The organism is Lacticaseibacillus porcinae, assembly GCF_003946305.1.
Lineage (GTDB): Bacteria > Bacillota > Bacilli > Lactobacillales > Lactobacillaceae > Lacticaseibacillus > Lacticaseibacillus porcinae.
This window is the reverse complement of sequence record NZ_RHNS01000003.1, coordinates 183,405-206,416: the sequence shown is the minus strand read 5'-3', so window position 1 is coordinate 206,416 and position 23,012 is coordinate 183,405. Positions and strand designations below refer to the sequence as shown.

Sequence of the window (23,012 nt, the reverse complement as noted above, 5' to 3'; positions counted from 1 at the left end):
TTGTGATGATTTTGATCGGAGTCAAAAATGGTGCTGGTACGCCGCGCGCTATGGCAACGTCCCGCGACCAAAAACAAGAGTTTGACGAAAGCATTTGCCGCGCTCAATTGTTGGCTCTTGTTAAGAGTACAACAAAACCAGTCACTTTGCAGAAAAAAGTGACTGGTTTTTGAAAATTATCATTCTGTTTTTTCAGTATAACTTTCGATTGCGAGATCGACGAAAGCCTGGACCGGAGTCGTTAAGCGACGCTCTTGGTTGTAGGCGATTTCGACGGCGGTTTGAAATGCCGATTCAGCGATCGGGAGGACGGTCACAGCTTGATCTTGCAAATAATGTGCAGGCATCGAGTGGGGGATGATCGTGGCACCTAACCCAGCACATGCTAACGCACAAGCTGTAGTTAAATTCGGCGTTTGTAATACGGTGCTTGGTGCGATGTGGTATTTGGTTAAATATCCGTCGACACTACGTTGAAAGTCTGACTCTGGGGTTTCACAAATGAAATCTTGACCGTTGACAAATGGGGCAATGTTGACGATCGGCAAGTCTGGCATGACTTTAGGAACTAAACGTGCGGGGAGAACCAAAGCGCCAGCATCATTATACAAGTGACGGTAAGCTAATGCCGCGTTATAAGCTGGGGTGACGCCGATATAAACATCAAGTTCGCCATTTTGAACGGCTTGTTGTAACACGGTGGAATCTAGTTCTCGCAACTGGATCCCGACTTGTGGGAAACGCTCATGAAATAATGGGAGCAACTTAGGCAACACGACTTGCGCTAAACTCGAATTGACCCCGATGGAAATATGACCATGGGCATCTTGGGCGTAGGTTTGCAGATCATGACTCAAAGTTTGATAAGACTGGGCGAGTTGGCGAATTTTGTTGAGGTAATATTCGCCAGCATAGGTTAGTTTCAATGGATGCGCAGTGCGATCGATGAACTCGCAATCAAACTCTTTTTCTTGGGTGCGAATAATTTTGCTGACAGTGGGTTGCGTCATAAATAACTCACTTGCGGTTTGGGAAATATTCCCGGTGCGCGATAAACTTTCGAGAATTTGGATCAGTTGATTTTCGCGGTCAAACAATGCCATGATCGAGCCCCCTTTTTATCTAGTATGCCGATTTTGGCATAAACCTGCAAGCATTGCCGTGATTTTTTGGTACAATATGTTCATAATCGGAGGACGGCTGTGCGAAAATTAAAATGGTTATTTCTATTGTTAGTGCTGGCACTTGCTGGCTGTACGGCCAAACCTCAAGCGCCGCATCGCATGCAGGTGGTGACCAGTGTGGATTTCTATGCGGAAGTCGCCAAAGCCGTGGTGGGTGACCATGGCTCGGTGACCAGTGTGATCAATGATCCAGCGGTCGATCCCCATGATTTCGATCCGACGGTTGCCACAGGAAAATTAGTCGCGCAATCAGATTTAGTCTTAGCCAATGGGGCCGGCTATGATGCTTGGATGAACAAGCTGACTGCAGCAGAACCTGACGTGGCGACCTTGTCTGCTGCCAAAATCGTTGGCGTCCACAATGGCCAAAACGAACACATTTGGTATACGCCAACGGCTATGCCTAAAATCGCCAATGCTTTAGCGAAAAAGCTCGGTCACTTGGATCCCTTGCACACAGCTGATTATCAACAAAATGCCAAAACCTATATTGCGAAATTGCAACCTATGATGCAATTGATCGATGACTTAAAACAGCAGTCACATGGCAAATCAGTGGCAGTGTCTGAACCAGTCTTCAACAATGCGTTGACTTTCATGGGTTATCGCGTCGCCAACACCCATTTTGCCCAAGCAGTGGAAGAAGGTAGCGACCCCAGTCCCCAAGATGTGCGGCGGCTGGATCGCCAAATGGCTACTGGCAAAATTGCATTTTTCGTGGTGAATACCCAAGTTTCCAGTAAAATCGTTGACAATGCGATCACGACCGCAAAAAAATATCATATTCCGATTTTGCATGTGACTGAAACCTTGCCAAAAGGGTTGTCTTATACCAGTTGGATGCTCAAACAATATCGTGAGTTACAAACCATTCAAAATTAATTTTGGGAGATGGGATCATGGTTTTAGATTATGGAAAGCAAGCAGCATGGCCCAATGGCTTTGGTGCCCAAGAGTCACCGATCGCCTTGGCAGATGCCCAAATGGTGTCAAATGTACATTTGCAAGTCACTGCACCATATCTCATGCATTCAGAGTTAGACGATGGCACGACGATCAAGTTATTGGGTCAAGGCCAAGTCCAAATCGGTGCGCGGACTTATGATTGCGTGCAAACCCATTTTCATGTGCCAGCTGAGCATGTCATTGATCAAGCAGCTGCGTTGGAATTACATTTCGTTCATCAAAATCGAATCGGTCAGCTTTGCGTTGTGGCGGTGCTGTTCAGCAAAGGTCAAGCGGATCCCTTGATCCAGCAAGTGATCGCAGATTTTGTAGCTGGCAGTCAACATCCTGAAACTATCGACTTATCGGCACTGATGCCAACCCAAGGTAAGGTTTATCATTACTTAGGCTCCTTGACGACGCCTCCTTTGACTGAAGGCGTTGAGTGGTATGTGATCCAACCGCAGCATTTCACTGTGTCTGAGCAACAAGTCACTTGGTTTGTCCAACATTTTGGTAAAAACAATCGCGCCTTGCAACCCCGCTACGATCGCGTGATCGAATGCTTTGATCTAGACTAATCAAAAAGTCCGTTCACTTTTATTAATGAAAGTGAACGGACTTTTTTGACGGTTGGAATGATTCTTGGTATGCTGACAAGATATCACGACTCACTGTGATCGGATAATGCGTGAAAAATGTGTTGCATGCCAAGTTCCATATGATCCATTTCATCGGCATATTGATGCAGCTGCGCGGCGTAACGGGACACGGTGGCAGCGTCGACATCAGTTTTATAACGTAATTTATGCTCCAAACTTGCCCAAGTATCCATACCGACAGTGCGCAGTTGAATCTCCACTGGGGTATTTTGAACGCCTTTGGCTTGAAATACGGGAACCGATACCACTAAGTGCAAACTGCGGTAACCGGAAGCTTTCGGGGTTTTGATGTAGTCTTTGCGTCGCAGCAAGGTGATATCAGATTGTGCTAATAGATTCCCAGCCACTGTGTAAACATCCGCTTGGTAATTGCAAATCACGCGAATGCCTCCGATATCAAAAATATGATCATGAATGCTGGCAAAATTTAACGGCAAGTTGTGTGCTTTGACTTTTCGAAATAAGCTTCGGGCATCTTTCATCCGCGCTTCCATGTGATGGATCGGATTGTGAGCATTATGGAGTTGGTAATCGGCATCGAGATTTTCGAGTTTCGTGCCGACTTCATTAACCGCTGCTTGACACAGTTGGTAATAGCTGACGAATTCAGTCAAGTCCATTTGTAATTCTGGCGGTGCAAAGCGGTTGAGCTCTTCTTGGGTTTGAAGCAAGTTTGGTAAGTTTGGACGTTGTAAGATCATGGTAATCCTCCATGCCGATATTGTACCATGATAATTATATTTATCACCTACGTTGAGGGTGATCGATGTTGTGAGGTTGAGGCAGTTCATGGTGCAACCGCAGTGAAAGGTGCTCGGACTTCGCGAGGTGTTGACGTTTCAGTTATCCACGAATGTTTACAAATTAAAAAATTTGTACAAGGTTGGCCTTAGTAGGATAATGATATTAAGAATTCATGACCTCAATAAAGGAGCTTGGCGATGTATCGGTACTTCATCCAACCCCAGTTAAATCGGATCAATAATACCTTGATCGGCTATGAGTTGTTGATGAAGACTTATACTGATCAAGGTTGGCGGCCACCAGTGAGCTTTAGTGCGATTCCAGCCCATACAGTGGCAGACGTGTTAGTTGCTACCACAAGTAAATTAGCGTTGAAGATCCCTTCAGTTTCCGTTAACTTAAATCGCACCCAATTGCTAGATGCTGAAGTCAACTCGGCGTTGATCAAGGCGCAAAATTTCTTGCGTCCGGTGAAGTTAGTGGTGGAATTAACTGAGGAACCTAGCGACAAAAACATTACCACTGCTTTATTGTTGCCTCAGATCAAACGTTACTTGGCGCGAGGGATGGAACTAAGCCTTGATGATGTGGATTCTGGGGACAACGACTTCAGCCATGTCAAAGATTTGTTACCTTACGCGTCTGAAATCAAATTTGCGTTGCAAAATTTTGAGGAAAGCTTAGAAGACCCTGCGGTGCATCAACGGGTAGAATTTTGGCAAAATCTGGCACATCAACGCAATTTACGGTTTGTTTTGGAAGGCATTGAAGACGTTCATGATGACGTGGTTGCCGATGAATTACATATTGATTTGCGACAAGGCTACTTTTATGGAAAGCCTCATTTACTCCGCTTAGCCTCAGATGATCCCGCATAAGGAGGGCCAATCATTGAAAATTGTGATCGTAGGTTGTACCCATGCTGGCGTTTCTGCGGTGAAGGCCATTAAAACGTTTCACCCAGAAGCTGAAGTGGTGATTTATGAACGCGATGATAATGTGTCGTTTCTATCTTGTGGCATCTCCTTGTATTTATCTGGTGAAGTCGAAAAACTTTCTGACATGTTCTATGAAACCCCAGAACATTTGGCGAGTTTAGGGGTTGATGTGAAGATCCGCCATGACGTACTCGCCATTGATTCAAAAGCGCAAACCTTGCGAGTGCAAGATCTTAAGTCCAATGCCGTATTTGATGATCATTATGACAAGCTGATCATGTCCACGGGCTCATATGTGCAGGTGCCGCCATTATTTGGGATCGATGATTCAAGGGTGTTGATGTGCAAAGATGCTCGTCAAGCTGAATTGGTCAAAAAAGAAACCGCTGCTGGCCAACATATCGCGATTGTTGGGGCTGGGTACATCGGTGTCGAGTTAGCTGAGGCGTTTGCCAACACCGGCCACAAAGTCACTTTGATTCAAGGCAATGCGCAACTGCTGAACAACTATATCGATCCTTGTATGTCTGCTAGCATTGCGAAAAAACTTGTTTCACATGGCGTTGATGTGCGGTTAAACGCCCGGGTTAAGGCTTTTGAAGCAGGGAGTGGGGATGTTGGGATCACTGTTGAAACTGCCGCTGGCAATGTTGAAGCAGATGTCGCGATCGTTTGCACTGGGTTTCTTGCGAATACCGCTTTGTTGCAAGGACAAGTGGCAATGGATCGCCATGGTGCTTTGTTGACGAATCAATGGATGCAAACCAGTGATGAAAATATTTATGCCGCTGGGGATGCTTGTGCGGTGCATTTTAATCCGACCGGGAAGTCAGCATATGTGCCATTAGCTTCCAATGCGGTGCGTCAAGGCTATATCGTTGGCCGCAACGTCTTTGGCAATATCCAAAAAGATCTGGGGACGCAAGCAACAACTGCCATGCACTTATTTGATCATACGTTAGCTACCACTGGTTTAACGTTAGTTCGGGCGAAAAAAGAAGGTATTCCTGCTGATTGTGTGACTTACGTTGGACCTTATCGGCCGCCGTTTATGCCAGACCATGATGATGTGCGGATCACCTTGGTATACGGCACCGAAGATCGTCGAGTATTAGGAGCTCAGCTGTGGTCAACTCATGAAATCACCCAATCTGCTAATGCAGTGTCGATCGCCATTCAAAACCGCAACACCATTGATGATTTAGCCTTTGTGGATATGTTGTTCAATCCGCATTATGATCAGCCGTTCAATTATTTGAATTTGGTGGCGCAACTGGCAGTGACCCAAGCTGATCATGCCAGCACCTCCGACTGAATGCCTCAAACGCAAATACCCTGATGATCACCGTTGTGATCATCAGGGTATTATTTGGTTATGCCGGTTGTAATACTGCTTTGAGTAACCCGATCAAGGTGGCACTGCTGGTCAACAAAGGTACTTGATGACTCAAGGCGTAGTAGTTCAAAGGACTGGCAGTGGTTTGGTGGTCGTCAATGTTGAGGACTGCCCAAGGTTTTTGATCAGGCAAGGTGTTGTCCCACACGTTGACTTTGACGCCAACATGCGCCAAGGCTTCGGCTAATTCGCCAGTGAGGGGATGAGAACTCAACAACACATCACCAGATTGTGGCAAGGTGCAGTGATAACTATCACATAATGCTTTAGCTAAGGCTTCATGATAGTCGTGACCTAAGCCGATGGTTTCGCCAGTGGACTTCATTTCCGGAGCCAATCCTGTGGCCATGCCAGGCAGTTTGGTGAAGGAGAAAACAGGGGCTTTAATGGCAACGCCTGGTTTTGGTGTTGGGCAGCCAACAGGTAGATTCAAGTCGGCTAAAGACTTCCCTAAAATCAAGTTCGTTGCTAACTTCGCCAAGTGATAGCCGGTCACTTTACTCATGAATGGTACCGTGCGACTTGCGCGAGGATTGACGTCGATCACATACAGGTGATCGGCGACGATGAATTGCACATTCATCATCCCAACACAATGCACCGCTTTACCGATCGCAGTGGCAGTTTTGATGATCTCCGCTTGCTGGGCATCACTTAAATGTTGTGGTGGGTAAATGGCGATAGAATCACCAGAGTGAATGCCGCTGCCTTCTAAGTGTTCCATGATCCCAGGAATAAAGACATCTTGGCCGTCAGATAAAATGTCGACTTCACATTCTAAGCCTTGGACATCATGATCGATTAAAATCGGTTGATGAGGGGCTGCGGCGATGGCTTTTTGGACATATTCGGCAAGTTGTGATTCATCTTCAACAATCGCCATGGCGCGGCCACCTAAGACGTAACTTGGGCGCACCATGACCGGATAGCCGACTACTGGGGCAATTTGACGCGCTTCTTCAAGGTTCATCGCGGTGTCACCAAGTGGTTGATTGATGTGCAGATCTGCGAGTAAGGTTTCAAATTCGTGACGATCTTCGGTTTGATTGATCCCTGCTAAACTGGTGCCTAAGATTTTGACGCCGAGTTTTGCCAGTTGCGCGGTTAAGTTGATCGCAGTTTGCCCACCGAATTGAACGATCACCCCAAGCGGTTGCTCTAAGTCGATGATATGCTTCACCGATTCCGCCGTCAGTGGTTCAAAATACAACTTATCTGAAATCGAAAAATCAGTCGAAACGGTTTCTGGATTGTTGTTAATGATGATGGCGTGATAGCCTGCTGCTTGAATCGCTTGGACGCAGTGAACCGTAGTGTAGTCGAATTCAACCCCTTGACCGATCCGAATGGGACCTGAGCCAATGACAATGATACTGTTGCCTAAAGGCTGGGACTCATTTTCGCCAGGGAAGGCGGTTGAGTAAAAATATGGTGTTTCAGAAGCGAACTCACCAGCGCAAGTGTCAACCATTTTATACACTGGGGCTGGCAACAAGGCGTTCACCACTGAGTCTGACACGTCGGCAGCCGTCGCGATCATGGTGGCAGTAAAGCCTAATTGATTGGCATGTGTGGCTTTTTGAACCGTGAGTTGACCGGTGTGTAAGGCCGTTAACGTGTTGAATAGGTGTTCCAGCTTGTTCAAGAAAAACATTGTGATCTGGGTGTGGGCTTGGATCTTTTGTTTGGACCAGCCTTGACGCATGGCTTCAAACAAGTAGAACAGGCGGACATCAGTAGGGTGTTCCAACTCATCAGTTAATTCGGCTTCAGAAGGAGTGACTTTAGGCAACAAGGTGGTTTGCATCTTGGTGTCCAGTTCCAATGATTGCACCGCTTTGAGTAACGCTTCTTCAAAAGTGGTGCCGATACCCATTACTTCGCCGGTGGCTTTCATTTGTGTACCAAGTTGACGTTCTGCGGAAACGAATTTATCAAATGGAAACCGCGGGATCTTGGCGACCACATAATCTAAAGTCGGTTCAAAAGCCGCAAAAGTGGTTTTGGTCACGGGATTTTGAATCTCTTGTAGATTCAAGCCGACTGCGATTTTGGCGGCGATTTTGGCGATGGGGTAACCAGTGGCTTTAGACGCTAAAGCACTGGAGCGACTGACCCGGGGATTGACCTCGATAATGTAGTATTGATCAGAATTGGGATCTTGCGCGAGTTGGACGTTGCAGCCGCCTTGAATATTTAACGCATCGACAATTTTCAAAGAGGCTGAACGTAACTTTTGAAAAGTGGGATCATCAAGGGTTTGATTAGGTGCCACCACGATGGAATCACCAGTGTGAATGCCAACGGGATCGACGTTTTCCATACAGCAAACGGAAATCGTAGTACCAGCGGCATCACGCATCACTTCAAATTCAATTTCTTTGTAGCCTGCGATCGATTTTTCAATTAAACATTCGGTGTTAGGCGATAATTCCAAACCCCGTTGACCGATCGTCTTTAATTCGTCGACGTTATGCGCGATGCCACCGCCAGTGCCGCCTAAGGTAAAGGCAGGTCGCACGATCACTGGATACCCGCAGGCATCAGCAAACTTTAAAGCACTGTCTAAATCATGCACTGTCAATGATTGCGGAACTGGTTGATGGAGATCTTCCATTAATTGTTTGAACGCTTGGCGATCTTCTGCTTGATGAATGGTATCCAAGCCGGTGCCAAGGAGTTCAATGTTTAATTTTTTCAAGACGCCTGCTTCATCTAAAGCCACCGCCATATTTAAACCGGTTTGACCACCAAGCGTCGGCAACAAGGCATCAGGTTTTTCAATCTCTAAGATGTGAGTGACTGACGCTAAGGTCAAAGGTTCCAAGTAAATTTTGTCGGCGATGTCATCATCAGTCATGATCGTTGCTGGGTTGGAGTTGATCAATACCACTGAGTAGCCTTCCTCGCGCAATGACAAACAGGCTTGCGAGCCAGAGTAATCAAATTCAGCGGCTTGGCCGACGATGATCGGACCTGAGCCGATCACCACGATTTTATGAATGTTCAAATTTTTAGGCATGAGCCGCGACCTTCTTTTCCATTAACTGTTTGAATTGGGTGAAGAAACCACTCGCATCTTTTGGACCAGGATTGGCTTCAGGGTGATATTGCACAGAAAACATTGGTAGCCATTGATGGGCTAAGCCTTCAACCGTACCATCGTCGCCTTCCACCGCAGTCACCACTAAGTCAGTGCCGTTTAAACTATCAGGATCGACCATGTAGCCATGATTTTGACTCGTGATGATCGCGTGGTCTGAACCGATCGCGTGCACTGGGTGATTGATCCCGCGGTGACCATACGCCATGGCCACCGTTTTAGCGCCATTGGCTAAGGCTAAGATCTGATGACCTAAGCAAATGCCGGCAGTGGGGTAAAGGTGTTCGAGTTTTTGAATCAGCGGTAAGACGTCATAGTCCGCTGGGTCGCCAGGGCCATTAGATAACAAGATGCCATCTGGATGCAAGTTTTGAATCATGGCGAGATCTGTGGTGTAAGGCACCACAGTCACTGAGATGCCGTTGTCGACTAATGAGTCGATGATCCCTTGTTTGGTGCCAAAATCGATCATCACCACATGTTTGGCATGGGCTGCTTCACTATGATAAGTCGCATGACCGAGTTGTGGCGTTTTTTTGCATTGGGCAAAAAGCTTTCCGTACACGACGTCAAAGTCATCTACAAGCGGTTGATTCAACAAGACTGCTTGCATGGTGTGTGATTGGCGAATGTGTTTGGTCAACTGGCGGGTATCGACCCCTTGAATGCCCGGCACGTGATATTTCAATAGATAGTCGTTTAACGTTTCACCAGTGGGGCCAGGTTCATGCTCTAAGGTATGAACGATCGCACATTGCGCTAAGATCCCAGTGCTTTGATTGCGAGTGGGATCCACGCCGTAAGTGCCGATCAATGGATAGGTAAAAGTCAAAAGTTGGTTGGCGTAACTGGGGTCACTTAAGGCTTCTTGATAACCGACCATACTGGTGTTGAACACCACTTCGCCAGCGATTTCATTGGTCGCACCAAATGCGGTGCCTTCAAAATGCGTCCCGTCTTGTAGGTAGAGATATTTTTTCATGTTGCGCCACCTCGTAAATTTATGCAGTCAATATTCATTATTGCTTGTCCATATTTAACGGCAAATTCATGAGAATGTCAACAAAATATTCAGAGAATATAGAGAAAATCGGTCAAATTACGCCTAAATTTGAATAAATGTTGAATAAAAATCACGAAAAGCTTGTATTTTCGTTCAGAAGGGGGTAAGCTACTGTCATTCAATATTTTGCATAAGTGAGGCAGACACATGAAAGTTGCGATCGTCGGGGTCACCGGTTATGCCGGCATGGTGTTATATCAATTGTTGAAAGGTCATCCAGAAGTGTCGATGATCAACTTATATGGCCATGATCAAACACAAGCCCAACCATTATATGAAGCAGTGCCTCAATTCGGACCTACTGAAACCACATTACTCAAGCCTTATGACGCAGATGTCATCATGGCAGATAACCAAGTGGTTTTCTTCGCCACTAGCGCTGGGATCACCAACACCTTGGCGAAACCTTTCATTAAAGCACATTTTCCAGTGATCGATTTATCTGGGGATTACCGCCTGAAAGATCCCGCTCAATATGAAAAGTGGTATCACAAACCAGCAGCAGATGCCAAAGACTTACAAGCGGCGCACTTCGGTTTAGCAGAATTTGAAAATGCGCAAGGCCAAACCTATATCGCTAACCCTGGATGCTACGCCACAGCAACGTTGTTAGGTATCGCACCATTAGTGCAACAGCACTTGATCGTCAAAGACTCGTTGATCGTTGATGCAAAGTCTGGGACGTCAGGCGCAGGGAAGAAATTAACGGCGCTGACGCATTTTTCTCAAACGAATGAGAATTTACAACTTTATGGGATCAACACCCACAAACACATCCCGGAGATCATGCAAGAAGTCCAAACTTGGGATCCTGAAGTCCCAGCACTGCAATTTACCACTACCTTGTTGCCAGTCACCACTGGCTTGATGGCCACGATTTACGCTAAAGCTGCGCCTGGAGTGGATGGAGAAGCAGTGGCTAAAGCGTTCAACGACACTTATCAAAATGATTTCTTCGTTCGTTTCACCGGCGAGCAACTGCCAACATTAAAGCAAGTCGTCGGTTCTAACTTTACTGATATCGGCGCGGTGTATAACCCGGTGACCAACACCATCCTAGTGGTGTCAGTGATCGACAATGTGATCAAAGGTGCTGGCGGCCAAGCCATTCAAAACTTCAATCAACTATTTAATTTCAACCCACTGGCAGGTTTGCCGACCACAGTGGCATTACCTTAACTTTCAGGAGGACAAGCACATGGCGATTACCAATGAATTCATTTGGCCAAAAGGCTATTACACAGATGGCGTTCAAGCAGGGTTACGCGATCGCAATGACATGGGCTGGTTAGTCTCAAAAGTCCCCGCCGCTGCTGCCGGTACCTATACAACGAGTCAATTTATCGCTGCCCCAACGAAATTATGCAAACAGTTGATCGCCGAACACCATCATTTGCAAGCTATCGTCATGAACTCTGTGATCGCCAACTCTTGTACCGGAGCTAAGGGTTGGGAGAATGCTTTAGCCGAACAACAACAAGTGGCCGATAAATTAGAAATTGACCCAGAACTCGTCGGTGTTGCGTCTACTGGTTTGATTGGGGCACAACTGCCGATGACGAAGATCCATGCTGGGATCGATCAATTGCAACTTAAACAAGATATCGGCGTGACCACAGCAGTGATGACCACTGATACTCATGCCAAAATCGCTAGTACCCAGTTGATGATCGACGGCAAGACAGTGACCATCACTGGTTTTGCCAAAGGTAGTGGGATGATCCATCCGAAAATGGCAACGATGTTAGGTTTCGTCTTCACCGACGCGAATATTTCAGGTTTGCAACTACAAGGCTTGTTGTCCCAAACCGTTGATGAAACGTTTAATCAAATTACTGTTGATGGGGATACTTCCACCAATGATATGGTGACTGTCATGGCTAACGGTTTAGCCGACAACCACTTGTTGACCAGCAACCATCCTGATTACCCAGCCTTTGCCCAAGCACTTAGCGGTGTTTTAGCAAAGCTTGCGCAAGGGATTGCTGCAGATGGCGAAGGCGCCACCAAGTTGGTCGAAGTCAACGTGCATCACGCCGCGACCCATGCTGAAGGGCAACACGCTGCCAAAGCGATTGTCGGTTCGAACTTAGTCAAAGCTGCGATTTTTGGTGAAGATCCCAACTGGGGCCGCATTATCTCAGCACTCGGTCAAACCAACGTCAAAATCGATGTCGATCATGTCGCCATCATCCTCAATGGCTTCAAGTTAGTCGAAGATTCATTGGAACTCCCATTTGATGAAGCCGCTGTGAAAGCGGCAATGGGCGATCATAAAATCACCATTGATGTGGATCTCAACGCTGGGGATGCCCAAGGGCAAGCTTGGGGTTGTGACCTCACTTACAATTACGTCAAAATCAACGCATCTTATCGCTCATAACAGGAGGCAAACATGTCAGATCTGATCATTATTAAATTAGGGGGCAACGCAACCACTCAGCTATCTGGAGAGTTCTTTGCCCAATTGACCGCCTGGCATGAAGCCGGCAAAAAAGTGTTATTGATCCATGGCGGCGGGCCTCAGATCAATGCTTGGAGTGAAAAGTTTGGCCTCACCCCGATCAAAAAAGCAGGGATCCGGGTCACTGATGCGCAAACCATGCAAGTCACCCAAGCTGTGTTACTTGGCGTGGTGCAACCGCAATTATGTTTAGCATTATCCCAACATGGGTTACCAGCTCTTGGGTTGAATTGCACCGATGCCCATTTATTAGTCGGTGATTTCTTAGATCAAACAATTTACGGTCAAGTTGGTGCGGTCACCGGGGTAAATGGCCAAGCACTTGATGAATTTTTAAGTGAGCATATTGGGGTGCTGGCACCACTGGCACAAACAGAAGATGGTCAATTGCTTAACGTGAACGCTGATATGGCCGCTGCAGCTGTGGCTACCGCGTTACACGCTAGCAAGTTAGTGTTATTGACCGATGTGCCTGGGGTATTAGAACAAGGCAATGTCGTCGCCAAGCTCACCCCACAAAAAGCAGCCCAATTGATCGCGACGAACGTGATCACCAAAGGCATGCAACCAAAAATCGAGGCGGCGGCACACACCGCACAAGTGGTGCATGAAGTGGTGATCACTGATGCATTGAATCACGCTGGCACAGTCGTAGAAGCTTGTGCTGGTTAATTTCAGGAGGAAAGTATGAGTCATTTATTTAATACCTACGCGCGTTACCCTTTTGATTTGGTGTCTGGCCATGATGTTCATTTGGTCGACAACCAAGGCAAGGAATATTTAGATTTCACCTCAGGCATTGGGGTATGTAGTTTCGGTTACAATGATCCTGAAATCACCGGCGCCGTTCAACAACAAGTCACCCAAATTTGGCACACGTCGAATTTGTATGAATCACAATTACAAGAAACTGTCGGCGGAATGTTGGCAGGAGACGACAAGCTCGCCTTTTTCTGTAATTCTGGGACTGAAGCTAACGAAGCGGCCTTTAAACTCGCCCGTAAAGCTTCTGAGAAAACTCGCGTCTTAGCCTTCAACAACGGCTTTCATGGCCGCTCTTATGGCTCAATGTCGTTGACTGGCAACCCGTCGATTCAAGCAGGCTTTGCACCATTAGTGCCAGATGTGATTTTTGCTGATTACAACGATCCTGAAGCTTTAGATAAAATTGATTCAGACTTAGCAGCGGTGATTTTAGAAGTGATCCAAGGCGAAGGCGGTGTGTATGTTGGCGATAAAGCTTGGTTGCAAGCTGTTGATGCGAAATGTAAAGCCACAGACACCTTGTTGATCATTGATGAAGTCCAATCAGGCATCGGCCGCACCGGGTACAAATTTGCTTATCAAGCCTTTGATTTGGATCCTGACATTGTCACGTTGGCCAAAGCGTTAGGTTCAGGGTTGCCGATTGGTGCGATGATCGGCAAAAAAGCGTTAGGCTCAGCCTTTACGCCTGGCAGTCACGGCACGACCTTTGGTGGCAACAAGTTGGCGTTGTCAGCAGCGCAAGCAGTATTAACGAAATTGACCCCTGAATTCTTAGTGGATGTCCAACAAAAATCTGCCAATGTCTGGACCACCATGACTGATACCATTGCCCCACTGCCTGCAGTGACTGGGATCACTGGCATGGGGTTGATGATCGGCATTCACATTGATGAACAATATGATGTCGAAGCCATTATTCATCAACTGCAAGCAAAAGGGTTGTTGACCTTGTCAGCTAAACACAACACGTTGCGTTTGTTGCCACCACTGGTGATGAGCGAACAAGACTTGCAAGTAGGCTTAGCGTTGATCGCTAGCGTTTTAAAGGAGGCATAACATGACCAATCATTTTCAAAATCGTTCATGGCTCAAAGAAATCGACTATACGCCTAAAGAACTCGAATATTTGATCGACTTTGCGGCGCATTTAAAAGCGTTGAAGCATGCGCATATTCCCCATCCATATTTGCAAGGCAAAAACATTGCGCTGTTATTTGAAAAAACTTCGACACGGACTCGCTCTGCCTTCACAGTTGCCAGCATCGACCTCGGCGCTCATCCAGAATTCTTAGGGAAAAACGACATTCAATTCGGGAAAAAAGAATCGACTGCCGACACTGCCAAAGTGCTGGGGCGGATGTTTGACGGCATTGAATATCGCGGCTTTGCGCAACAAACGGTTGAAGACCTCGCCAAGTACTCTGGCGTGCCAGTGTGGAATGGGTTGACGGATGAATGGCACCCGACACAAATGATCGCTGACTTTTTGACATTGAAAGAACAATTCGGCCACTTAAAAGGGTTGACCTTAACTTATTTAGGCGATGGCCGCTCCAACATGGGCAATAGTTTGTTGGTGACGTCAGCAATGCTTGGCGTCAACATTCACATCGGCGCGCCGAAGTCTTTGTGGCCAGCGCAAAACGTGATCGATCTTGCGAAAAAGTATGCCGCTGCTGCTGGTTCTGAAGTGTTATTGACTGAAGATGCTAAGGCGGCTGCCAATGGTGCAGATGCCTTGTACACGGATGTGTGGATCTCCATGGGTGAAAAAATCGATGTCGCGGCGCGGATCAATGCGTTGAAGCCTTATCAAATCAATGCTGAACTGGTGGCGGCCACTGGTAAAGCTGACACGATCATTATGCATTGTTTGCCAGCTTATCATGACCATCAAACTGAAGTCGGGAAAGCCCTCGGTGAAGAATTTGACATGGATGCCTTAGAGATCACTGATGAGGTCTTCAACTCAGACAAATCCGTTGTGTTTGATGAAGCAGAAAACCGGATGCATGCCATCAAAGCCATTATGGTAGCGACTTTAGGCGATTTGTTTATTCCTGATAGTTTATTTAATTAAGCTGAAAGCTCTTGCGTCTGATAGCGACGGTCTGATGTTTAGATCGCCGCTTTTTTGTCAATATTCGGTCGGGCAATTGTTCGTTTTTTTGTTCAAAACCATGATGCCGAATTCTCACCGTAAGTTAATTAATTGTCGTGTTAGATTAGCTGACGAAACCGCTTGACTTGTCAGATAAGCACGATAATATTAAATTTATATGATAAACTAAGACTTAGATTAAAATTACTTTTTAATAGCGTAAAGGACGGGATAACGGATGGCACAGATATACGAAAACACGTTCCAAAGTGGCGACCAAACCTACAAATATGCGGATATTTCAGCTTTTCTTGCCGAACATCAAGCCCAAGTCGACACCTTACCTTACACGATTCGAATCTTACTAGAAGCGGCGTTGCGACGCGCTAATTCAGGCCATGAACAAGGTGACGAACTCAACGCGTTGTTGCATTGGGACAATGCGCATGACCAAGATATCGCCTATCAACCAGAACGCGTGATCTTGCAAGACTTCACCGGCGTCCCAGCCATCGTTGATTTAGCCGCGATGCGTGATGCTGTGGTTGCCCAAGGCGGCGACGCGACCAGCATTAATCCTTCTGTCCCAGTAGACTTGGTGATCGATCACTCGGTCCAAGTCGACAAAGCCGGCAATGACGAAGCGTTTGCGTTTAACGTGAAGCGGGAGTTTGAACGCAACCAAGAACGTTATACTTTTTTGAAATGGGCCCAAAATAGCTTTTCAAACTTACAAGTGGTCCCACCTGACACTGGGATCATTCATCAAATCAACTTGGAACGTTTAGCACAAGTGGTGATGACCAAAGACGGGGAGGCGTTCCCTGATACCTTAGTCGGCACTGACTCGCATACCACGATGATCAACGGGCTCGGTGTTTTAGGCTGGGGTGTCGGCGGGATCGAAGCAGAAGCGAATATGCTTGGTGAAGCGACATTGATGCAAACGCCAAAAGTCGTCGGCGTGGCGTTGACTGGGCGCTTACAACCTGGGGTCACTGCCACTGATCTCACGTTGACGTTGACCCATTTGTTGCGTGAACATGGCGTCGTCGGGAAGTTTGTTGAATATTATGGCGTCGGATTATCGAGTTTGCCTTTAGCATATCGTGCCACTATTGCCAACATGGCACCTGAATATGGTGCCACTTGCGGGTATTTCCCGATCGACAGTCAAACCATCGACTACTTGAAGCTCACTGGTCGCTCCGCTGAGCAAATTGCGTTAGTCCAAGCTTATGCTGATGCCAATCATTTAGCTTATAAGCCGGTTGAAGATGATATTCGTCATTACAGTGAAAATGTGGCCCTCGACTTATCGACGGTTAAACCTAGTGTTGCTGGGCCGACGCGGCCGCAAGATCTGGTTTACTTGGCAGATTTGCCGAAACAATTCGATGATCGTCGTCAATTGGACGCATTTCCAGTAGAAGTTGCAGGGAAGCATTTTGACTTACATCCAGGGGCGTTAGGGTTAGCGGCGATCACCAGTTGTACCAACACCTCGAATCCCCAAGTGTTGTTTGCCGCCGGATTAATTGCTAAAAAAGCCCGAGCACTCGGGATGCAAGTGCCTGATTACGTGAAAACTAGTTTTTCACCAGGCTCTCGGGTGGTGTCAGACTACTTGACGGCGGCAGGGTTGCAAGCAGACCTTGATGCATTGGGTTTTAACTTAACTGGTTATGGTTGTATGACTTGTATCGGGAACTCTGGGGCGTTGCAAGATGATCTGCAAGCAGCGGTAGAAGCAAAACCTTATCCACTGGCGGCAGTTGAATCTGCAAACCGTAACTTTACCGGTCGGGTGAACCCGAAGATCACAGACACTTACTTGGCTTCGCCACCATTAGTCGTGATCTATGCGTTAGCCGGGACGATGGATATTGATCTCGATACCCAACCAGTCGGCCAAGCTGCCGATGGTCACTCGGTTTACTTGAAAGACTTGTGGCCAAGCGATGCGCAAATCGCACAATTAACGGCAGATTATTTGCATCCTGAACAATTTACCGCCAACTATCAAACCCTTTATCATCAAAACGCTGACTGGGATGCCTTACCAACTGCCACAGGTGACACTTATGCTTGGGACGCGACATCAACGTATATTGCCAAACCACCATTTGGCGAGGCGTTGAAAGGCAGTGCCCCAACGACTTTAACTGGATTAAGCGTGTTAGCGAAGTTAGGGGATTCAGTCACCACTGATCATATTTCACCAGCAGGCTTTATCGGCAGAGATACCCCAGCTGGTAAATATTTACAAGCTCGCGGGATCAAGCCGTTAGCCTTTAACTCTTATGGCTCTCGTCGTGGGAATCATGAAGTGATGATGCGTGGGACCCTTGCCAACATTCGCTTGCAAAATCAACTTGCCCCAGGCACTCAAGGTGGCTTCACCACCTTGCCAAATGGCACGCAAACCACGATTTACGAAGCATCGTGTGAATATGCGAAAACTGAAACGGGTTTGGTGATTTTAGCAGGCAAAGATTACGGGATGGGGTCGTCTCGTGATTGGGCCGCTAAAGGTGTGAAGTTGTTAGGCGTTAAAGCCATCATTGCTGAAAGCTTTGAACGCATTCACCGCGCGAACCTGGCGATGATGGGTGTGATCCCCTTGCAATATTTGCCAGGGGACACTGCTGAAAGCTTGGGATTAACTGGTAAAGAGACTTATGACATTGAACTAGATCAACACGTTGCCCATGTCACTGCAACTGATCACGCAGGTCAAAGCAAACATTTTGATGCGAAAGTCCGTTTTGATACCCCTGCAGATTGGGGTTATTACCAAGCAGGTGGGATCATGCCACAAATTGTTGCCAATGCACTGAATTAAGCTATAGGAGGTTACCATATGGACGTACCGAAAGGATTAGCAGGGGTCGTGATCACGGAAACTAAGATCAGTTCGACGAAAGATTCGAAGCTGACATTTGCCGGCTACCCCATTGAAGAATTAAAAGACTTGCCGTACGAAGCAGTGGTATACCTGCTGTGGCACAAGAACTTACCAAATGCTGAACAACTCAAAACCATGCAACATGATCTGCTCAGTTCGATGCATTTGCCTGATGAAACGATTCGCTTAATGGGTGACATTGCCCTTGAACCACAACATCCGATGAGTATTTTGCGGACAATGGTGTCACTACTTGGGACCACCAACAACGATGGCAAACTTGATGAACCACGAGAAATTTTAGGGAAAATGCTCACCACCATCGCGGCGATCATTCGCTTGCGTGATTCGCAACCGCAAATGCAAGTGAATCCTGAGTGGGGCGTCGTGGAAAACTTCATGTACTTGTTTATGGGCCGGCGCCCAAGCAAGTCGCAAGTGCGGATGTTTAATACCGTGATGGTGCTGCACGCTGATCACGAATTGAACGCCTCGACGTTTACGAGTCGGGTGGTTGCTTCCACTAATGCTGACTTTTACTCTTGTTTAACCGCCGCAGTGTGCGCGTTAAAAGGGCCTTTGCATGGCGGCGCCAATGAGCAAGTCTTCAATATGTTACAAGAGATCCGCCACACTGGGGTATCGCCTCAACGCTATATCGACAACAAAATTGCCCATCATGAAAAAATCATGGGCTTTGGCCATCGTGTTTATAAAGACGGCGATCCGCGTGCGAAGATCTTACGCGGTATTGCTGAAGAAATGGCAGATGAAACCAACAATCAACCATTTTTTGAGATCCAAGAGCAAATTGCCAGCTACATGTTAGAAAAGTTGGGACTACATCCAAATGTCGATTACTACACCGCCGTGGTTTATCACAGCTTAGGGTTAGATGAATCGACCTTTACCGTGATGTTTGCTGCTTGCCGCACGGCTGGGTGGCTAGCGCATATTATGGAACAACGCGAAGAAGCGTGCTTGATTCGCCCAGCTTCTGAATATGTGGGGCCAACTGATCGGCATGTGAAAGCAACCACAGACAAATAATTCTTGGAGGTTATCTTTTGAGTTCAGCGATTACCATGGAAAACCATCATTTACAAACTCCTGATCACCCACAGATCCCGTTTATTCAAGGGGATGGCATTGGACCTGAGATCTGGCAAGCAGCCCAAAAAGTCTTTGATGCTGCCGTAAAAAAAGCTTATGCAGGAGAACGTGCCGTGGACTGGTTGCCGCTAGCTGCCGGAGAATCTGCTTTTGCAGACACAGGCGAGTGGTTGCCTGATGCAACGTTATCCGCGTTAAAGTCCCATTTAGTGGCGATCAAAGGGCCGTTGACCACACCAGTCGGCGAAGGACATCGTTCGATCAATGTCACCTTGCGACAAACGTTAGATTTGTATGCTTGCTTTCGTCCGGTGCAATACTTTAAAGGTGTTCCGGCGCCAGTTGTTCATCCAGAACTGGTCGATATCGATGTCTTTCGTGAAAACACTGAAGATATTTATGCCGGGATCGATGTGGCAGCAGGGACACCTGAAGCGCAAGCTTGGTTGGACTTGTTGGCAAAACAAGGACAAGCTGGAAAAGTGCGTTTTCCAGATACTGCGGCATTTGCGATCAAACCTGTGTCTCAAGAAGGCTCAGCACGCCTTGTACATGCAGCCATTGAACACGCCATCAAACATGATCGCCATATTGTGACATTGGTGCACAAAGGCAACATCATGAAGCAAACTGAAGGCGGCTTTAAACGTTGGGGGTATCAAGAAGCAGAAACTAACTTTGCTGATGAAACCTTCACCATGAACCAGTATGGTGAAATCAAAAAAACTGCTGGTGCAGCGGCTGCGGATAAAGCGTTAGCTGACGCCAAAGCTGCTGGGAAGATCATTGTGAATGATATTATCTGTGATAACTGCTTCCAACAAACTTTGCTACATCCTGATCACTTTGAAGTGTTGGCGACGATGAATTTAAATGGTGATTATTTGTCTGATGCCTTAGCGGCGCAAGTTGGTGGCATCGGCATTGCCCCAGGGGCCAACATTAACTATGAATCTGGACAAGCGATTTTTGAAGCGACCCATGGTACCGCACCACAGTTTGCAGGGAAAGATTTACTCAATCCCACTTCAATTATCTTAAGTGGGGTCATGATGTTTGATTACATCGGCTGGGGAGAAGCCGCGGACAAGATCCGCAAAGGCATTGCTGAAGCCATTGCCAGTCAACATGTCACCCAAGACTTTGCGACTAGCGACGCTGCCACAGTGCTTGGGACGCAAGGCTTTGGCACTTATGTCGCCGAACATCTCTAAATTCAAAAGCAGGCTTTGTGCCTGCTTTTTTGGTGTCATTTTTAAAATGCTTGTGCACAACCGGTTGGGTGACGGTAACTAACAGTTCTGTCACATTGCTTGAGGGAATTGATGCAGGCGTGTATCTTAAATGTCGGAGGTGGCAGTCATGAAACGACGCACGTTAAAAGCATTCGAATTGATGATTATGGTGGCAGGCTTATTGATGATGCATGTGATCATTGGTTTGGTGTTTGAATCGGTCATTGCTGCTATGTTGGCCTATGGTTTATGGATGGCGGCGGTGTTAGTGGTGGGCCACTACACCAATCAATTGCGAATCACGCAACTGCGCCGCTTGTGGGGGCTTGCAGACGAATTGGGCCTTGATGCACGAGCTATCGCGCACAAAGCCCCAAGATATTCAGCAAGTCAATGGCAATCATCACAACCAGAAAACTTGCAATTCTTCCCAGCAGCACACACCGTCGCTAGTCTTTGCGATGAGTTGACGCTGATGGTCGCCACGCGCACAGGGGTGTGTTAAAGGCGATGAGCTTTCGTCTGTCGGCGAAGGCTTTTATTTCCAGTAAAATGAAAGCGATTACGTTAAGAGGTAACCAGATGCAAGTCATGTACAAAGGTGCCGTTGCTGACGTGTGGCAAATCAGCGAAACTGGGATTCAACCAAACTGGGTGCAACGTGCATTTGCAGAAAATTATTTGGTGTGGTTAGACCATCATGTGCGGATTTTAATGAGTGGGTTGCGACCATCTGTTACCCAAAATCTAAAAACCGGCGCCGTGGGCACAGTTGGTGGCGGATTTGCAGGGTATGGGATGTATGAATTAGGGTATCCAGGTGATTATCTCGATGTGACCAATCATCGCGTGGTGTCGGCCAAACAGTTCGCGAAACAATATCGAATGATTGAGGACTAAAAAACCGTTCAACTTTTTAAAAGTTGAGCGGTTTTTTGAATTAATCTTCGACGTTCATACTCACAGCGGTTTGGCGGTTGACGAATTTGATCATCGCCATAAAGCCGACGGTCCAAACCAAGCCGCCGATCGCTGGCCAAATGGCACCGGAGCCGGTGAAGAACAAGCTGACGTAGATCAAGGCGAAGAAGCCGATCACCAAAGGACTGGTGAATTTATAATGCGGCATCAAGAACCCTTCAGGATCAAAGTCTGCAGATTCGCGGTACTTGCGGTGCGCCATCATGGTCAACAAGTAAACGATGATGTAGAGATCTGACGAAACGCTAGTGATAAAAGCAAAGGCATCAGTGATTTGCGGCATTGAATTTAAAATCGGGCCGATCAACACTAACGCGGCAGAGAATAAGATCCCACGTGCTGGCACCCCAGTCCGAGAAATTTTCCGGAAGTGGGTCATAAACTTCGAGTGCTTGGTATCTAACGCCAATTGATAGAAATGGCGACCTGCGGAGTACATGTAAGAGTTCAACGCAGAAGCCGCAGCGGTTAAGACGACAAAGTTGATCACTGCAGCAGCGGCTTTCATGCCGGCTAATTGGAAGACTTGCACGAAAGGTGATTGCGTCGGGTCAAGCGATTGCCAAGGGTAAATCGCCATGATGATGGCGATGGCACCGATGTAAAATAACAACACGCGGTAAATGATCTCGTTAATGACTTTAGGTAACACTTTACGAGGATCTTGGGTTTCGCTGGTGGTAATGCCGATGAATTCCATCCCTTGAAAGGCGAAGAATACCATTGGAAAGGCGGCGACAAAGCTCATGATGCCATTTGGAAACATGGAGAAGTGATTGGTGATGTTCCCAAAGCTAGCATGACCGACAGGGGTTTTGAAGTTGGTGAACACTAAGAACAACCCGACAATGATCATGACCACGATGGCGGTGATTTTGATCATTGCAAACCAGAACTCTGCTTCCCCGAACAACCCAACGGCAATCAAGTTGATCGATACGAGAATCGCGAGGACACCGATTTGAATCGCCCAGGTCGGCCAGCTCGGGAACCAGTATTGCACATACTTGGAAACAGCAGTTAGTTCGGCCATGGCGACGAAGATAATGCCGAGCCAATAAGTCCAACCAGCGAAGTAGCCGACGGTTTTCCCTAAATATTTCCCGATAAAGGAGATGAAGGTGTGCTTATCAGGATCGTGGTACATCATTTCCCCGATCCCACGCATCATCAAGAAGAAGATCACGCCTAAGATCAAGTAAACCAACAAGATCGAGGGACCAGTTTTCATGATGGAATTGCTGGCGCCAAGGAACAACCCAGTGCCGATGGTGCCACCTAAGGCGATCATTTGCACATGTCGTTTGGTTAATTCACGTTTGGTGCCGTCTGCGTTTTGCTTGCTTGCCATGCATTCTCCTGCTTTCTGAAAAAATCTCACGTTTTCTATGTTACCGACCGAATGTT

At 47.1% G+C, this 23,012-nt stretch carries 19 protein-coding genes; 14 read left to right on the top strand and 5 right to left on the bottom strand.

Features of this window, described 5'->3' with window-relative positions:
• Positions 1-179: 179 nt before the first annotated feature.
• Positions 180-1,103, bottom strand: coding sequence for a LysR family transcriptional regulator (locus EKM92_RS04690; RefSeq protein WP_125708378.1), 924 nt, complete (start codon positions 1,101-1,103; stop codon positions 180-182).
• 99 nt (positions 1,104-1,202) lie between these two features.
• Here EKM92_RS04690 and EKM92_RS04685 point away from each other — a divergent pair, with 99 nt between their 5' ends.
• Together EKM92_RS04685 and EKM92_RS04680 are read left to right on the top strand one after the other, a co-directional pair.
• Complete coding sequence (locus tag EKM92_RS04685; RefSeq protein WP_420812563.1) at positions 1,203-2,066, top strand: metal ABC transporter solute-binding protein, Zn/Mn family; 864 nt, start codon at positions 1,203-1,205, stop codon at positions 2,064-2,066.
• A gap of 17 nt (positions 2,067-2,083) precedes the next feature.
• A complete protein-coding gene (locus EKM92_RS04680) occupies positions 2,084-2,710 on the top strand; it encodes a carbonic anhydrase family protein (RefSeq protein WP_125708376.1) in 627 nt (208 codons plus the stop codon).
• Between the two features lie 83 nt (positions 2,711-2,793).
• On the opposite strand, the gene EKM92_RS04675 is transcribed toward EKM92_RS04680, so the two are convergent.
• Positions 2,794-3,492 (bottom strand): GTP pyrophosphokinase, encoded by a 699-nt coding sequence (locus EKM92_RS04675; protein ID WP_125708374.1) that lies wholly within the window; start codon positions 3,490-3,492, stop codon positions 2,794-2,796.
• Positions 3,493-3,732: 240 nt separating this feature from the next.
• Here EKM92_RS04675 and EKM92_RS04670 point away from each other — a divergent pair, with 240 nt between their 5' ends.
• The gene (locus tag EKM92_RS04670; RefSeq protein ID WP_125708372.1) at positions 3,733-4,413 is read left to right on the top strand and encodes an EAL domain-containing protein; all 681 of its coding nucleotides are present in this window, start codon (positions 3,733-3,735) and stop codon (positions 4,411-4,413) included.
• A 13-nt stretch (positions 4,414-4,426) separates the two neighbouring features.
• Entirely contained in the window at positions 4,427-5,788 is a 1,362-nt protein-coding gene (locus EKM92_RS04665; protein ID WP_125708370.1) for an FAD-dependent oxidoreductase, read from the top strand.
• A gap of 58 nt (positions 5,789-5,846) precedes the next feature.
• On the opposite strand, the gene carB is transcribed toward EKM92_RS04665, so the two are convergent.
• Together carB and EKM92_RS04655 are read right to left on the bottom strand one after the other, a co-directional pair.
• Positions 5,847-8,891 (bottom strand): carbamoyl-phosphate synthase large subunit, encoded by a 3,045-nt coding sequence (carB, locus tag EKM92_RS04660; protein WP_125708368.1) that lies wholly within the window; start codon positions 8,889-8,891, stop codon positions 5,847-5,849.
• On the bottom strand, positions 8,884-9,954 hold the full coding sequence (locus EKM92_RS04655) for a carbamoyl phosphate synthase small subunit (RefSeq protein WP_125708366.1): 1,071 nt from the start codon (positions 9,952-9,954) through the stop codon (positions 8,884-8,886). The genes carB and EKM92_RS04655 overlap by 8 nt, the downstream gene beginning before the upstream one ends.
• 228 nt (positions 9,955-10,182) lie before the next feature.
• Here EKM92_RS04655 and argC point away from each other — a divergent pair, with 228 nt between their 5' ends.
• From argC to EKM92_RS04605, 10 genes are all read left to right on the top strand, one after another.
• Complete coding sequence (argC, locus tag EKM92_RS04650) at positions 10,183-11,214, top strand: N-acetyl-gamma-glutamyl-phosphate reductase (RefSeq protein WP_125708364.1); 1,032 nt, start codon at positions 10,183-10,185, stop codon at positions 11,212-11,214.
• A 19-nt stretch (positions 11,215-11,233) separates the two neighbouring features.
• A complete protein-coding gene (argJ, locus tag EKM92_RS04645; protein ID WP_125708362.1) occupies positions 11,234-12,418 on the top strand; it encodes a bifunctional glutamate N-acetyltransferase/amino-acid acetyltransferase ArgJ in 1,185 nt (394 codons plus the stop codon).
• A 12-nt stretch (positions 12,419-12,430) separates the two neighbouring features.
• Positions 12,431-13,171 (top strand): acetylglutamate kinase, encoded by a 741-nt coding sequence (gene argB / locus EKM92_RS04640; RefSeq protein ID WP_125708360.1) that lies wholly within the window; start codon positions 12,431-12,433, stop codon positions 13,169-13,171.
• Between the two features lie 15 nt (positions 13,172-13,186).
• Positions 13,187-14,323, top strand: coding sequence for an acetylornithine transaminase (locus EKM92_RS04635; RefSeq protein ID WP_125708358.1), 1,137 nt, complete (start codon positions 13,187-13,189; stop codon positions 14,321-14,323).
• A gap of 1 nt (position 14,324) precedes the next feature.
• On the top strand, positions 14,325-15,347 hold the full coding sequence (gene argF / locus EKM92_RS04630; protein WP_125708357.1) for an ornithine carbamoyltransferase: 1,023 nt from the start codon (positions 14,325-14,327) through the stop codon (positions 15,345-15,347).
• Between the two features lie 259 nt (positions 15,348-15,606).
• Positions 15,607-18,213 (top strand): aconitate hydratase AcnA, encoded by a 2,607-nt coding sequence (acnA, locus tag EKM92_RS04625; RefSeq protein WP_125708355.1) that lies wholly within the window; start codon positions 15,607-15,609, stop codon positions 18,211-18,213.
• Between the two features lie 18 nt (positions 18,214-18,231).
• On the top strand, positions 18,232-19,326 hold the full coding sequence (locus tag EKM92_RS04620; RefSeq protein ID WP_125708353.1) for a citrate/2-methylcitrate synthase: 1,095 nt from the start codon (positions 18,232-18,234) through the stop codon (positions 19,324-19,326).
• A 17-nt stretch (positions 19,327-19,343) separates the two neighbouring features.
• Complete coding sequence (icd, locus tag EKM92_RS04615) at positions 19,344-20,603, top strand: NADP-dependent isocitrate dehydrogenase (protein WP_420812562.1); 1,260 nt, start codon at positions 19,344-19,346, stop codon at positions 20,601-20,603.
• Positions 20,604-20,751: 148 nt separating this feature from the next.
• Positions 20,752-21,129 carry a hypothetical protein gene (locus EKM92_RS04610; protein WP_125708351.1) on the top strand — a complete coding sequence of 126 codons (378 nt, stop codon included), beginning with the start codon at positions 20,752-20,754 and terminating at the stop codon, positions 21,127-21,129.
• A 77-nt stretch (positions 21,130-21,206) separates the two neighbouring features.
• Entirely contained in the window at positions 21,207-21,524 is a 318-nt protein-coding gene (locus EKM92_RS04605) for a hypothetical protein (protein ID WP_125708349.1), read from the top strand.
• 40 nt (positions 21,525-21,564) lie between these two features.
• Here EKM92_RS04605 and EKM92_RS04600 read toward each other — a convergent pair whose 3' ends face one another.
• Complete coding sequence (locus tag EKM92_RS04600) at positions 21,565-22,956, bottom strand: amino acid permease (protein ID WP_125708347.1); 1,392 nt, start codon at positions 22,954-22,956, stop codon at positions 21,565-21,567.
• Positions 22,957-23,012: the final 56 nt, after the last annotated feature.